The following is a 14,477-nucleotide window of genomic DNA, read 5'->3' as shown; positions in this document are numbered from 1 at the left end:
TGTAAAATTTTTAAGCGAAAACTGCCCGTACAGCCTCATGTGATCACAGCCCCAGTTTTTTCGGTTAAAAATTTTACATGCTTGTTGCAGCGGGGGAAATCAATCCTCCCGGGGTCCGGAACCATCCGCCATCCGCACGATCTTGGGATAAAACTTCCCCACCACATCCACAAGCGAATCCTGCGCATTCATCACAGCATTAATATCCTTATAAGCCCCAGGCGCCTCATCCAATCCTCCACCAATCAATTTCACCTTATGCTCAGACAGCAACTTGGCTAACCCGGAAGCAGTAAAAGACTGCGTAGCCTTAGACCGGCTCATCTGCCGCCCCGCTCCATGAGAAGCAGAGTCAAGAGAACCAGGCTCCCCACGCCCCCGGACAATAAATCCAGGCGCAGTCATGGATCCCGGAATAACTCCCAGCACCCCGGAACCCGCAGGCGTAGCTCCTTTCCGATGCACAATCAACTCTTCGCCGTTATGAATTTCCTTCCACGCAAAGTTGTGATGGTTCTCCACCCGTGCAAGCAGGGAACCCCCAACCGCTTTGATCAAACGTTTATGGATCTGATGATGACAGGCGGAAGCATAATCCCCTGCAAGGTTCATGGCCGTCCAGTATTCCTGCCCTTCCTCGGAAGACAAATCCAGCCACGCCAGGTGCTGCACCTCCCGCGGCAAAGAACAGATCTCCTGTGCCAGCTTGGTATAATACCCGGCAATCTGTGCCCCAAGCCCGCGGGAACCGGAGTGGGACAACAAGCCCAGATATCGTCCAGGTGAAACACCAGGAAGATCAGTAACGTCAACAAGCCCCCATTCCACAAAGTGGTTACCGGAACCGGAAGTACTTAGCTGCGCCACCGCCTTCGCATGCAAATGCCGCAACAACCCGATCTCAGAAAACGCCGGGTCCTCCAACACCTCATCTTCCAGCATAGTTTTCCAGGCACCGCCCGCACCGAACACCGTTCCATCTATTAACTCCCTTTTAAACACAGCAGCTTTCTTTTCCAATTCAGCGGATGGAATATCCAGGATACTCAAACACATCCGGCATCCGATATCCACTCCAACCCCATAAGGTATCACAGCCCCTCGTACAGCCAGCACACCGCCGATCGGTAATCCATAACCCTGATGCGCATCCGGCATCAAAGCCCCGGCTGCTGTAACCGGCAGCCGCATGGCATAATCCATCTGGCGGATCGCACCATCTTCAATGAACTCGCTTCCATACACCGCATAGTGCATCGGTGCTGGCAAAAGTGCAATCTCCTCAGAAACGGGCACTATCAACTTCTCAGCAATTTTAGAAAGCTGTTCATCAGAACTGAATGCAGCCGGGTCTTGCAGGATATTTGAAAGCAATGCCAATGCATCAGCAGATGAATGATGTTTATAATGTTGTTCCATTACAGTGATCGCAACACTGATCACCGGCCCTTCCGGGTATCCTATTTTACGTAGCTCTTTTCCAGTTAATTTTAACTTAGCCATATTGTTAACTTACAATGAGCAGACTGCTAAATAGCAGTCTGCTCTGATGATTCATATTATAACTACCAGGCATAAAACCTGGAGTTCATGTTCTTTATACCTGAACAGCCGTTCTAAAACCGATCTGTTCAATTTGTTTTTCAAATGCGGGATCATGCTGATGTGTGATCTCCGCCAGGCTCATCGGCCTTTTGATGATCGTATCAAAACCCAGGTGCTGCGAAAGCTGCGAAGCTTTATACGCAGATAAGGGTTTGAACTCATACTGCGCAATTAACCTTCCTTTCCGCAATAATGCATTATCTATTTCAGACAGTGCGCTGTTGAAAGTACAGATCACCTGTACATTCAGGCAATCCGCCAGTAAACCATCGGAGAGGTTCAGGAGGTTAGAAACAGAGGAGTTGTTTGAAAGCCGCCGGTCCATTAACACGTTCTCTGCGTCTTCAATCACCAGAATACTATCCGGATGGTCCATCAGCAGCTCAATGAATTCAGGTTGCATGATGTTACCTGCCACAGCAGGTGAAAGGAACATCACTCTTTTCCGGAGCTTGCAGATCAGGTGCCGGAGATAGGTTGTTTTCCCTGTTCCCGGTTTACCGTGCAGCAATACCAATCCCTTTTCCTTAAGGGTGTTCAGCCGTTTTACGATCAACTGGTCGATATACTGGAAGTCATCCTCATAAAATAATTCCAGGGCCAGCTTTGTTTTTTTGATCTCCAGGCTTTTCAGGGCCAGGTCGCCACCGGCTCTAACCACCAGGTTGATCTCATGACTTTTACGTTTCTGCCTTTGTTTGAACTGCAGCATGAATTGGGTGAGTGCTTCCACCAGTTCCATATTGTCCGGGCCATGCAGGATCTCTGCGTAAGCGCTACCCAGTTCAACCAGCACGGTTTCTTTCATCACAACGATCACCCTGTAATGCTCATATTTTTTATGGGAACGGTCATAGGTGCGATGGGTATAGATCTCATCTATCTTATCAGCAAAAGCCGTTTTGATCTCATTGGCCGCTTTCAGGTAATCTACCTGGTAGATGGAACTGATATTGGGCAGTGTACCAAAGCAATCGCAATAGAATGTTTTACTATCGAAGTAATAGCTATCCGTTAGATTCGCGTTGATAAGTATATTTTGTAATTGCTTATTTTCCATTAGTGGAATGCGTTTATTGGTTAAAACGCAGGGTCCGTTTTTGCCGGCTAAGGGAATCTGCATATCTGTTAATGCAGATTCCTTGCCAAAGTTTCTCCTACGTTTGATCTTTTTTCCTTTTCCTGATCTTGTCTTTTCTTACAGGCCTCGTATTCGCCAGCAGTGCAAGCAGTAATTTACTGCCCTGGTCGTCATACTGGCCATCGAACCTGACGTTGTAGTTCAGGGATAATGCCGCTAAGCGGCTCAGTCTTTCGTCTTTATGTTTAGACCTCATTGTTTTAAGTTTTAAAATGTTTAACCGAATGCAAACAAAAAGCCCTCGCTAAAAGCGAGGGCCAAGGGTTGACTCTTACCTTTTTGCGTATTTACGTTTCAGATCATCACGGCGCTTTCTTCAAATTGTTCGCGCAATTCCCGCATTTGTGCCTGATGTCTTTCTATATGTTTGGTGAGGAAGTAGATATACTGATAGATATCCAGCTTACCCAGGTTGTTTACTGTCATCATGGTATTCACCAGTCTGCCTTCTCCGTTCTTGAGCAGGCTCAGGTTATACATGCATTGTGCAAACTGTTGCTTGAGTACGGACCGCACCTCATCCAGGTCCTTGTTTCCTGTAGGTTCCAGGTGTGCGGGATTTACCCAGCCGAACGACTTGCTGCTCACAATCTCGATCTGGCGGAATTTTTCCTCGTAATCATGCGGTGGCATTATAATGAGACCGTCAAGCTTCCTATCCAGCGCTCTCCGGGTACTTTTATTAATTGTCAGTAACAGGAAATAGTTGGTAAGACTAATGTGTTCCAATACCTCGCGGATGTTCCATGATTCCTCGGAGGGTTTATAATGCAGTAAACCTGCATCCTCTTTGAACCATTGGTCCAGTTCCCGAAAGTTGTTTATCAGGGCCTCTCTTACGAATTGTACAACGTTTCTCATACCTCTTGTTTTTGGGGCAATCGCCTTTTCAGACGCTTACCATGTTTATATATAGATGTTCATTCTTGTCAATTTCCATACCACAACAAAAAGCCCGGTGCGCTTTTCAGCGGACCGGGCCTTAATATAACGTTAAACTTTTCGTTTACATCATAACATACCTATTCCGCCGGGATTGTATCGCATACAGATCCCTGTTGATGCACGCTTCGCGCATCGCTCTCCTGACAGTACCTTGTTGTTCAAATCTTTATCCATCAGCACAAAAAAAAGGGTCCAGCTTTTTCTGCAGGACCCTTGTTATATCTTTTTGATAACTTTTATCTGTTAACTCCAGTTATAAACCAGTCCGCAATAGTCCCATCGCCTGCTTGAGCGTGCGTTTTGAGACCTTAATTTGATATGTACAATTGCGGGACATTCTGTTTTTTGTTTGTTTATGAAACAAAGATAAAATTATTTTTTTCCTTGTACAATTTTTTTTCTATTAATTAATTGTTTTCTGCAAAAAATTTCGTTTATGCCTTCTTTAACAACACCTTCTGCTGCTGAAATTCCTCAGCCGAGTCGATCATTTGCAGCAGCAGCGGCCATTTCGCTGCAGGTACTATGGCACTCTTATACACCTTCTTCACCTCAATGATCAGTTTGCCATCCTTACTATCTGTGGTCACAATAAAACTACCCCATTCATTATCAATGTTCCTCGTCAGCTTATCTGCCCCCTCCACGGTATATCCTGCAGGGATGTTGAGTTCTATATAATATTCAAACATCCGGGCAAATGGCATATGCACATCTGCTTTCCTTTCCCGCTGGGAAGGTTTGATACTCATCTGCGAACCAATCAGTTTACCTGCATCGAGGATATAATTATTACCTGCCTTCTTCATGAACCCGTTCATTTTAAAGCTGGTAGTATAAGCCACCTCAGGATCGGTATGGCGCAGGCCCATTTTCAACACCTTATAATTATCAAGTGATTCCGGGGCTTTGTCAAACTGTTCCTTTATCTCTGAAAAGAAGGCCTCTTTCACCTCTTTCCGCGCTTTATCGAAAGCACTGCGATACTCCTCTGCCAGCGAGCGGTTCTTTTTACTGTCCGCAAACTCTTCCATGAAAGATTCTTTGATCCCCAGCGCTTTGCGCTCCTCGTCGTAATAATCCTCAAACAGGAGCAGGTTCCGCTGGATGTCTGGTTTAAAATGACCGGTCACAGCGCTGCTGCGTTCAATTTCCAGTTGCTGGAGGTCGCTCTTGCCAAAACTGATCTTATAATGCTCTGATTGTTTATTGGCCGATGCCGGGCTGAGCGGGATCTCTTCCTCCGCAAAAGCATCTCCCCATTTTACAACAGGCGCTTTCTGTCCTTCAAACTGATTGGGAACGTAGTATGCGTTGGAGAAAATACCTTCCCCGCTCATGAACATGGGCTTATTACCCTTTGTTTTCAGCACCACGCTATAATCGTCCGTATCAAAGGTCTGCTCCTGTGAGGGACCATAACGGGGAGTTACCATAATAAAGTCTGCCTGGACCTTGTTCTTCTCCAGCAGGTAGTTCACATAGATCAGGAAGTACCGTTCATTCAGGCGGGAATAGTTACGGCGCTGGTCCACAAAGATCGGATCACCCGGTTTCACCCTGTACAATCCTATATAGCGTACCAGGTAATATATATAGGCTGCCAGCTGTTCGTCTGTTACGTTCGAATGTTCCTTTTTGTACTCTTTGATCTGCCGGTTCACTTCATCCAGGTAAGGCAACGTAGCCTTCCCTGCCATATTCACCGCATTTCCCAGCTCCGTCCTGCTTTCTCCTTTTACCTTGAGTGAATTAGGGTTCCTGTAAATGGTCCCTTCCTTGCGGCGCCCCGGCATTTCACGACGGATCCCAATACAAAGATGCAGGCGGATCATGGGTATCTGGCGGAAGGGGTTCATCCATAATTTAACCGGTTGCGGCGGGATGTTCTTCACCAGCAGGTCCAGCCGCATCATCTGATCGTCTATATCCTCTTTAAAATCGGGCGCTCCGTTCATGGCCAGGTATTCCAGTGCAAATACCCGCTTCCATGCTTCCACATGTACAGAGTATTCCATCACCGGCTCCTCATCTCCGAGTACAAACAGCTCTTCCGTATAAGCATTCTGATGGTTCACATATCTTTCGCTCCGGAGAAAGTATTCCACCAGGTCTCCCACCTGCAGATCGGGAATGGCCAGCTTCCGCACCTTTTTACTGCGCCTGTCCACTTCCGTTACCACTGCTTCGTCCGAATAGATCTCCCGCATTTTGCCATCCGGTTTATAGATCCGCACACCCACATAGTTCATAGTGGTGAATTTATCGAAGGGGTCCAGCACCTGTCCCATGCTTTCCAGCTCATACTGGTTAAAGGTGAATTCGGAATACGCTTCCAATGCTGCCTTGTCGTTGATCTTCAGCAGCACACGCACCGTACGGTGGATCTCATGGTCATCATCAAACGTGCGGAGGTCCACATGTTTAGCCAGCACCACCGCAGATTCATTTTTATATTCATCCGGTATCGCACGTTTTTTAAAGGCCGGCAGGTCCCAGCCCCATACCTGGTCTTTTATTTCAAGGATGCGCCGCTTGTAGCGAACTTCTCCTTTTACATCCCATGCGGCAGGGGCATTATCCTGTGCCATTACACCAGTTACAAATAACAGCATACCCATACACAGGGTCATCATGCTTTTCATGCGGAATTATTTTTTAGTAAGTGTGATCTGTTCCAGGTAGGCCTGTTTCAATTGTTTGATATCGTCGTTCCATTTACTGAATTCAATGCGGCGGATGTGCGTATCCTTGATCGTGATCTCCTTCCGGTATACGATCTGATCTGCTTTCTGCACATATGCGGCCTTAAAAGTGTATTTGGTATTGTCGATAGAAAGCGCCGGGGGCAATGATTTTACTTTAAATCCTGCGGGAATGGCCAGTGTGGTTTCCTGTACCACCTGCCGTTTGTAATTCAGCCAGAAGTCGTTCTTACGTTTGGTGGTATCAATATCTGAATCGTCGAATTCTTTCCGAAACTCAAGGTCTACGTAAATATCGTCTCCAAAACTATTCACCGCATCCTTATGGAGTACATCATAGTTCATGGTAAGGTCTGTGCTCCAGTCGTGCAGGTCGGAAGTTGTAAGATTGGAGATGCCATACAGGCGGTTATCTTCTGTAAGATATTGCTGCAGCGCCTCTTTCATGTTTTCTTTCTTGATGCTATGCGCTGCGCTCAGGATGCTTTCCGTGCTTTCTCCTGTGATCTGGTGACCAGCCACACCTACCAGGTTATTTCCTTCAATGCGTAAGGTCCTTTTCTCGATCTGTTTATTCTGATCATATGTGCGCTTAGGGATATTAGAGAGTGAAAACTGTTCCCCGTTTTCTATCAGCACCTGCCTGCCCTGGATACGTTCTGCATATTGATCAAAGCCGATGTATGTTTCCGTGGCATCCAGGAAGTACTGCTTGCCATCCAGTATTACAGCACAGATCATGTGATTGTCTACAGACAGGGTAGGTGTAGAATAATCATAAGCGATATGGCGTGTGCCGATCCAGCATAAACGGGCATCTATGCCTAAAGCCACCAGCATCTCTTTTGTGAGATTGGCCATGCCTTTACAATCCCCGTATTTCTTTTCCAACACCTCCTGCGCTTTAGCAGGACGGAACCCCGCAATGCCATCTTCAAACGCGATGTAGCGGATATTTTCCTGCATCCAGGTGTATACTGCTTTGATCTTCGCCAGGTTATCCTTTGCATCCTTAGTGATGTCCAGCGCCTTTGCTTTCACCAGTTCCTTTTCGTTCCCGATCTCCTTCACCAGGCTGCTATACCAGGCATAGAGGTCTTTCACGCTACCGAAATAAGTGATCTTACCCTCATTCCCATCAGCAGAATGACTGCATACCAGCAGATGCGGATACACATAACTGGGGCCGGGAGCATAAGATTCATGTGCAGCCGCCGGCATGTTCTTCATCGTATAGGTATATACGTCTGCCTGGTTCTTTTCATCGAACGTTACGTTCTTAATGATGCCTGCACCATCAAAATTCAGCTCTTTGATCTCCAGGTGCATCCAGCGGGGAACGATGAGGGTTACCTCTTTCCCTTCCATGAAGAAGTCTTCATTAAAATAAACACTCGTGAAATAACGGGGATCAAGGATCGTTTTCTCCAGTTCCACCCTGCTTTCGGTGCCTTTCTTCTCCAGTGGCAGCATGAAGCCGCAAACCCTGGCATCAGAGAAAAAGAAGCCATCTATGGAATGATAGCGGTGTTCCGGTTTGATGGATTTAACACGTTCGCCATTCACATATACCTTTACTTCACCCACCGTGCTGTTCACATCGTAGAACTCAGTATAGGGGATGCTTCCGCGGAATTCATCACAACGATAAGTAGTAGAGAAATTTTGTTTCACGAGTACAGGGTTCCGGTTATCTCCTTTCACAAACTCATAACGCTCCTTCCGTTCCCGGATCACAATGTTTTTATCCTCCTCTGCATAGGTAACGTGGTGCCCGACACATAATAGTACGCTGAGGTACAAGCACTTAACTGAGATTTGCATATTTTCCAGGTATAAGAGTTATAAAGATACAAAATATATTATATCTTATAGACTCATTACCATAATAGATATGTAACGTTCCGCACCAGAAAAAAATAGCTTGTTAGGTTCCCTAATTCGCTGCACAGTTTATATTTTCGTAAAAAATGTAGCTTAGGCATGCCGAGAGTATTTTTAGTGATTGCCTTCTTTAGCCTCATATGCAACATTGCATCAGCACAGGACGGTAGAATATTCCTATCCAAAGATTCGGGTAACATCTGGAAAAGAATGGATGAAGGTTTTCCACAGGCAGCTGTGGTAAATGATCTTGCATATGCGAAAGGTGTAGTGCTTGCAGGTACGCAGGCGCATGGTGTATTTGTGAGCCGGGATGAACTCAATACCTGGCAGGCATCTAATCAGGGTCTTCCTAAAAATATCAAAGTCGATGCTCTGGAGATCTTTGAAAACAAGATCTTCTTAGGCAGTTTCAAACATGGCATGTTCATCTCTGAAGATAATGGCCGGAGCTGGCGTGCTTCTAACACAGGACTAACGGATTCCACTGTTCGTTGTATCCATGCATTTGAAGACAGGGTCATTGCAGGAACGAATAATGGTATTTACATTTCAACAGATAAAGGCAAAACCTGGCGGAATATTTTTCCACGGCGGCAGATCAATGGCATTACATCTATGGATGGCAAGATCTATGTAGCCGGTGCTGATGGCATATTCCTTTCATTGAATAAAGGAGAATACTGGCAGTTCATCTATCGCAGGGCTTCTGTACATAACATCTCCACCAATGGAAAGTATGTGTTCGTAATGTCTTATGAAGGACCCGGCAGAGTATGGAAAACGAGTGATGCCGGAGCCAGTTGGTTAAAAGCAGATGCTGGTTTACCTGCAGTATATACTTTCCAGATAATGAATATCGGCCTGCGGTTAATTGCCTGCCAATGGGATGGTATTTATAAGTCTGATAATTACGCAAACAGCTGGACGAAAAGCAGCGAAGGCTTACCTTCCGGTAAAGCATTTAAAGAATTAGTGATCACTCCATTTGGTATTATTGCAGCACGCCCCGGATCATAAATTCCACTACGCAAATCTACAGCGCAGTTAAATAGTTCCTTTGTATTCAACACCGTAGTTAACTCCATACATGTATAACCCCGGTTGTTGTATTCATTCACTATTTAAAAAATAATTTATGGTCATTGCAACCAACAAAGCACAGTTTTCAAATCGGACAGACGAGACTACAGGCACACTACGCACCATCGCCCCACATCCACTAGCCGCTAACGATTTATTCTTAGCATTCAAACCAGCTGCTGTTCACAAAAGCAGTGGTTACTTAAGGATAATGGGTACCGGCAGCATTGCAGCTCTGCCACTCACTAAGGTGTATTTGAGATTCAGCAAACCGGGAGTAGATTTATTCCAGGTGAAGATCCTGGAAGTTACCACCACTATAATAAATCCGCTTTTCTCCTTTTATGTAGATATTCCGGTTGGAACTACAAGCCATGCTGAGTTACACAACATTTACGCTACATCACAATTTAATGGAAGCACTTCTTTATATCTTTCAGGGGCATATATTAATGCTGAGCCAGATGATATATGGACCGCTTTTTTCTACTACGAAACGGCTGCCGAAGGTAACCTCCTACCTGGGAATTTGAAAATTGCCTCCGTAGTTGCAGAATACAAAGAGAATTAAACTATCCCTATCCCATGTTAACCCCGGGAGCAAAAAAATTACCGCCAGTGATAATGCTGGCGGTAATGCTCCCTTAAATTACTTATACTGCCCACTGCTTCTTCATCTTCCTGAAAAGCTGCTTATCCGCTGCTTTATTATTCAGGAACTTTTCCTTCACAGGATCCCATTTCAAGGGCACCTTCAGATCATAGGCAATGTTGGCCAGGTTGCCAACGGAAGCACTCCTGTGCCCTGATTCAATATCAGATACCGGTTTGCTTCTATCTCTCATCGCCTTCAGAAAATCCTTGTAATGGTTATCACTGTGATACACCTGCTTTTCGAAAGTGGTTTTATCTTTTAATGTATCCGGTGTAGTCACCAGTTTTTTACGTTGTATCTCTATCACACCTTCTGTGCCATTAAACTGGATACCATGCGGTTTACCAAAATCTTCATGCGTCATGATCACACCATTCGCATATTTCATGGTCAGGTGTTTTACATCGTTACCGGGAGGAATGAATTCCACAGGGCCGCTATGGTCCATATCCAATGCCCATTGTACAATATCAAACATATGCGCACCCCAGTCTGTGATATCTCCGCCACCCAGGCCTTTAAAGTCCCGCCATCTGCCCCACAGGGGATCACCGATCACAGGATTTAGCTCATGATTATAATGCACAAATTCATTAGGTCCTAACCACAGGTCCCAGTCAAGATCTGTGGGAACCGTTTCCGCAGGCAGGTTATATGGCACCGGCGGTCCGCCGATACTTACTTTTATTGTTTTCACTTCGCCGATATGTCCATTCCTGATCAGTTCCACCGCCTGCCTGAATTCAGGAGCAGAACGCTGCATGCTGCCTGTCTGGAAAACACGTTTATGTTTAGCTGTTGCATCTGCCATTTTCCTTCCTTCTACCACTGTTAGCGAAAGCGGCTTTTCACAATAAATGTCTTTCCCAGCCTCTGCAGCTTTCACAGCCATGGTAGCATGCCAATGATCAGGTGTGGCAATTACTACGGCATCGATGCTTTTTTGTTGCAGCAGCTCTGTAAAATTATGATAAGGCACGCAGGAGGTTCCGATATTTTTACAGAAACTATTCAGTTTGGATGTATATACATCACAGGAAGCTATGATCTTCACACCTTCTATTGGCATAAAAGAATCTCTCAATGAAAGTGCCCTTCTGCCTGCTCCTATAAAACCCAGGTTGATCTGATCACTCGGTGCAATAAAACCTTTACCACCCAATACATGCCTGGGCAGAATTAAAAAGGCAGAGAGGGTAGCGGCATTGCCGATAAATTTCCTGCGGCTGATAGTTTTCTTCATGCTGTAATTATTTGCTGACAGTAAGCGATACATTTCTCCAGTTCCTTCACGGTATCCGCACCATTATATTCATATTCTATATTCGCAGGGATAGCCCAGTTATTATCCCTGATAAGGCGTAACACTTCTTTGATAGGTGTATCGCCTGAACCGAATGGTAAATTAGCGCCCTGATCTTTCTTCCGGTCTTTCAGATGCAAACACACAATGCGTTGATGATGCTCTCTGATAAATGCCACCGCATCAAAATTAGCGGCGGTAAAATGACCAATGTCCAGATTGATCTTTATATATTCAGACAGCCCTTTTGCACCACGTTCAAAACTATCCGGTGTGGCAAACTCATTCGGTTTATCAACATGTGCGTGATTATGCATGCCTACATTGATCTTGTACCGTTGTGCATACACATCTACCCGTTTCATCACACTCACCGTTCCGGAAGTGGTTAAGGTATCTGTGCCTAAGGCCTGCGCTATTCTAAACGCCAGTTCAAGATCATGTTCGGAGATATTGTCTTTAATGGTAGCACTGTAGGCCTGTACCTTAATCCCTGCCTTACTGAACTTCCCGCGGACACTTTCAATATACGACATCTGTAAACTGTTGCGCCATTCAGTTAGCAATTCTTTTTTACGCGATGTTTCTTCCGGTGTGCTGTTCCTTTTCCATTGCAATTCCAATGGCTCTACATGCCCTTCCCAAAGTTCACAGCTCTTGATGTTAAGCTGTACCATTGCTTTGATGGCTTCATCCAGCGAACGGTCTCTCAGGCTATACGTTTGCAATCCTATCACTACCCCCGGCTGCGAAAAACCGGTAAAAGGTATCGCAAAACCCGCCAGACCTGTTAACATTAATTTGCTCCACTCCCTTCTTGTCATTTAGAAAAGTATTTCGACTTGGAAGATTTTGCTGTTTGCAGGTCTTTCAATGCAGCACCACCTTCAATCCCCAGGTCTGCTTCAATTACATCTGCACCATGGCCGATCAGGCTCAGGTAACCATTCTTTAACTCTTCTGCATTGATCTTCCCGGAAGTAAACTGGCGGTCAATGTTCCTGGAACTTCCCAATATGCACAAAGCACCACGTTTATGTACTTCTTCAAAAATGCTTTTATCGGCAGGCATATCATGGCTTACAAAACCGATCACATTTGCCCAGGGCACTCCGCTGTTATCATGTGTAGTGATAAACTCCGGTTTACCCATCATGATCTCCATGAGAATATCTTTATTATAGCTGTAACATTTCTTAGTGTCCTCCGGAGAATAAGAAATAACGATCGCATTTGCCTGCGCACCATTCTCTACTATTTTCTTAGCCCGTACTTCAATAGGAACATCCTTTGCGTCTATCACAAGGATGGTTTTACCTTTAGCCCATTGCAATGCTTCATCCAATGTGGGGATCTGAAACGAAGTGAGATTACCTTCAGTATCTTTCAAACGCAGCTTTTTAAGTTCAGCCAATGTGTAATCCACTATTTTCCCATGCCCGTTAGAAGTACGGTCCAATGTAGCATCGTGCATCAGCACAATGTTACCATCTTTGGTATAGTGTGGATCAATTTCCAGCATGGCAGGTGTTTGTGCCAATGTATTCTCAAAGGTTTCAATACAGTTCTCCGGAAAACCTTTTCTTGGGCCGCCACGGTGTGCGCAGATAAAAGGAAGCCGGTCTGGTGTATACCGCATGAAGTCTTTCAAACCTGCGGTATTGCCTGTTTTAATACTATGCAGTTTAACGGGTGCTTTGCTGTAAATACCTGTGAGCATTAATACTGCTAAAACAGGAATAAAGTATTTTGTTTGCATAAAGAGTTTTTAGTGCTTATATGGAAAATATGGTGCATTCGCTTTAGTTGCTGACTGCATAAGTTCCTTCACGCGTTTCACCACTTCAGGATGAGTAGCAGCCAGGTCTGTTGTTTCCGTGGAATCTTTGGCCAGATCATATAATTCAATCTTTCCGGCCAGGTCTGTTGGTGTACTTTTCACAACTGCTTTCCAATGATCGAAACGCAGTGCCCTGCTATCCAGCCAGTTCCTGGGCATGGTAGCATCCGGTTTATTCCAGTTGTAATTGTAGGTGTAATATTCCCAGTAGAGATAAGGATGAATCACCTGTTTCCCTGTACCCAGTAAACCGGGATAAAAAGAAACACCATCAATTCCCGCAGGTGCTTTAATGCCCGCAGCCTGACAAATAGTAGGCAAAACATCCCAGCCGGCAGCAACATGCCCTGTAACCTGACCGGCCTTAATTTTACCAGGCCAGTAAGCGATCAGGGGTTCACGGATACCACCTTCGTAAAGGTTGGTTTTATTCCCCCTGAAAACGCCATTGCTGCGGAAGAATTTAGCAAAACCCGGATTGGCTCCGTTATCACTTGTGAACAGGATCAGCGTGTTCTTATCCAATCCCTTCTCTTTCAGCATTTGCATGATCCGTCCGATATCACTGTCCAGCTGCGTGATCATGGCTGCATAGTTCTTAAACTGTTCCGGCCAGTCTTTTCCTGCATAAGCAGAATTATCGGGGATCACATGTTCCCCATGTGGAATGGTATAAGGCAGGTAAAGGAAGAAAGGTTCCTTTGCACTGCTCTCTAAAAACCGCAACGTTTTGTCTACAAAAAGATGATGACTGTAAGCTCCTTTTTTACCATCTGCATTCTGGTCCAGCATCACCTTCTTCCCGTTCTCATATAAGAAAGGCGGGAAATAGTTATGTGCCTGTATCTGGTCCAGGTAACCATAGGAGTAATCAAACCCCTGTGTTTCCGGGCTATGGCCTTCACCGCCCAGCCCCCATTTTCCGATCAATGCCGTATGATATCCTGCACCTTTTAACAGTTCTGCAACCGTTACTTTTTCTGAAGGCATGGCCGGGTCTTCTTTTTCATCCGTTAAAAAATTCCCCCGGATGGAAGTATGCCCGGTATGCATACCGGTGAGCAAGGCTTCTCTCGATGGCGCACAAACGGTATTCCCTGCATAATAAGTGGTAAAACGTAACCCACCTTTTGCCAATGCATCGATGTTTGGCGTTTGTATCATCTTCTGCCCGTAACAGCCAAGATCGCCATAACCCATATCATCTGCCATAATGAGGATGATATTCGGTTTCTCGTTTTCGCCGGGCCTTCCCGGGCCCCATGAGGAACCCAGGAAAGCTGTAGCGATTAAGATAGTTTGTAGTTTCATTCTTT

At 45.4% G+C, this 14,477-nt stretch carries 12 protein-coding genes; 2 read left to right on the top strand and 10 right to left on the bottom strand.

Going from position 1 to position 14,477, the window contains the following annotated elements:
• Window positions 1-99 precede the first annotated feature (99 nt).
• The 6 genes from BUR42_RS23125 to BUR42_RS23100 form a co-directional block, all read right to left on the bottom strand.
• Window positions 100-1,503, bottom strand: a complete 1,404-nt coding sequence (locus tag BUR42_RS23125; protein WP_074241950.1) for an RtcB family protein — start codon at window positions 1,501-1,503, stop codon at window positions 100-102.
• A gap of 94 nt (window positions 1,504-1,597) precedes the next feature.
• Window positions 1,598-2,665, bottom strand: a complete 1,068-nt coding sequence (locus BUR42_RS23120; protein WP_074243157.1) for an AAA family ATPase — start codon at window positions 2,663-2,665, stop codon at window positions 1,598-1,600.
• A 97-nt stretch (window positions 2,666-2,762) separates the two neighbouring features.
• Entirely contained in the window at window positions 2,763-2,942 is a 180-nt protein-coding gene (locus BUR42_RS23115) for a hypothetical protein (RefSeq protein ID WP_074241949.1), read from the bottom strand.
• A gap of 98 nt (window positions 2,943-3,040) precedes the next feature.
• A complete protein-coding gene (locus tag BUR42_RS23110) occupies window positions 3,041-3,607 on the bottom strand; it encodes a DinB family protein (protein WP_074241948.1) in 567 nt (188 codons plus the stop codon).
• 518 nt (window positions 3,608-4,125) lie between these two features.
• On the bottom strand, window positions 4,126-6,336 hold the full coding sequence (locus BUR42_RS23105; RefSeq protein WP_074241947.1) for a DUF3857 domain-containing protein: 2,211 nt from the start codon (window positions 6,334-6,336) through the stop codon (window positions 4,126-4,128).
• Window positions 6,337-6,342: 6 nt separating this feature from the next.
• Window positions 6,343-8,220: a transglutaminase-like domain-containing protein gene (locus BUR42_RS23100; protein WP_074241946.1), complete on the bottom strand. Its 1,878-nt coding sequence runs from the start codon at window positions 8,218-8,220 to the stop codon at window positions 6,343-6,345.
• A gap of 159 nt (window positions 8,221-8,379) precedes the next feature.
• On the opposite strand from BUR42_RS23100, the gene BUR42_RS23095 reads away from it, so the two are divergent.
• The gene (locus tag BUR42_RS23095) at window positions 8,380-9,300 is read left to right on the top strand and encodes a beta propeller repeat protein (protein ID WP_074241945.1); all 921 of its coding nucleotides are present in this window, start codon (window positions 8,380-8,382) and stop codon (window positions 9,298-9,300) included.
• A gap of 118 nt (window positions 9,301-9,418) precedes the next feature.
• Window positions 9,419-9,934: a hypothetical protein gene (locus BUR42_RS23090; protein WP_143197554.1), complete on the top strand. Its 516-nt coding sequence runs from the start codon at window positions 9,419-9,421 to the stop codon at window positions 9,932-9,934.
• An 82-nt stretch (window positions 9,935-10,016) separates the two neighbouring features.
• Here the strand turns inward: BUR42_RS23090 and BUR42_RS23085 are convergent, their stop codons facing one another.
• Genes BUR42_RS23085 through BUR42_RS23070 form a run of 4 tightly spaced genes read right to left on the bottom strand, consistent with a single transcriptional unit; the run spans window position 10,017 to window position 14,472 of the window.
• A complete protein-coding gene (locus BUR42_RS23085) occupies window positions 10,017-11,261 on the bottom strand; it encodes a Gfo/Idh/MocA family protein (RefSeq protein WP_074241943.1) in 1,245 nt (414 codons plus the stop codon).
• Window positions 11,258-12,145 carry a sugar phosphate isomerase/epimerase family protein gene (locus tag BUR42_RS23080; RefSeq protein ID WP_074241942.1) on the bottom strand — a complete coding sequence of 296 codons (888 nt, stop codon included), beginning with the start codon at window positions 12,143-12,145 and terminating at the stop codon, window positions 11,258-11,260. Before BUR42_RS23080 ends, BUR42_RS23085 begins: the two co-directional genes overlap by 4 nt.
• Window positions 12,142-13,080, bottom strand: a complete 939-nt coding sequence (locus BUR42_RS23075) for a glycerophosphodiester phosphodiesterase family protein (protein ID WP_074241941.1) — start codon at window positions 13,078-13,080, stop codon at window positions 12,142-12,144. The genes BUR42_RS23080 and BUR42_RS23075 overlap by 4 nt, the downstream gene beginning before the upstream one ends.
• A 9-nt stretch (window positions 13,081-13,089) precedes the next feature.
• A complete protein-coding gene (locus tag BUR42_RS23070) occupies window positions 13,090-14,472 on the bottom strand; it encodes an arylsulfatase (protein WP_074241940.1) in 1,383 nt (460 codons plus the stop codon).
• Between the last annotated feature and the right edge of the window lie 5 nt (window positions 14,473-14,477).

The sequence above is a fragment of the Chitinophaga niabensis genome (genome assembly GCF_900129465.1).
In the GTDB taxonomy this organism is placed as follows: Bacteria; Bacteroidota; Bacteroidia; order Chitinophagales; family Chitinophagaceae; genus Chitinophaga; species Chitinophaga niabensis.
Note: the sequence above shows the minus strand (reverse complement) of the source record. Positions and strands in the feature narration are given on the sequence as shown.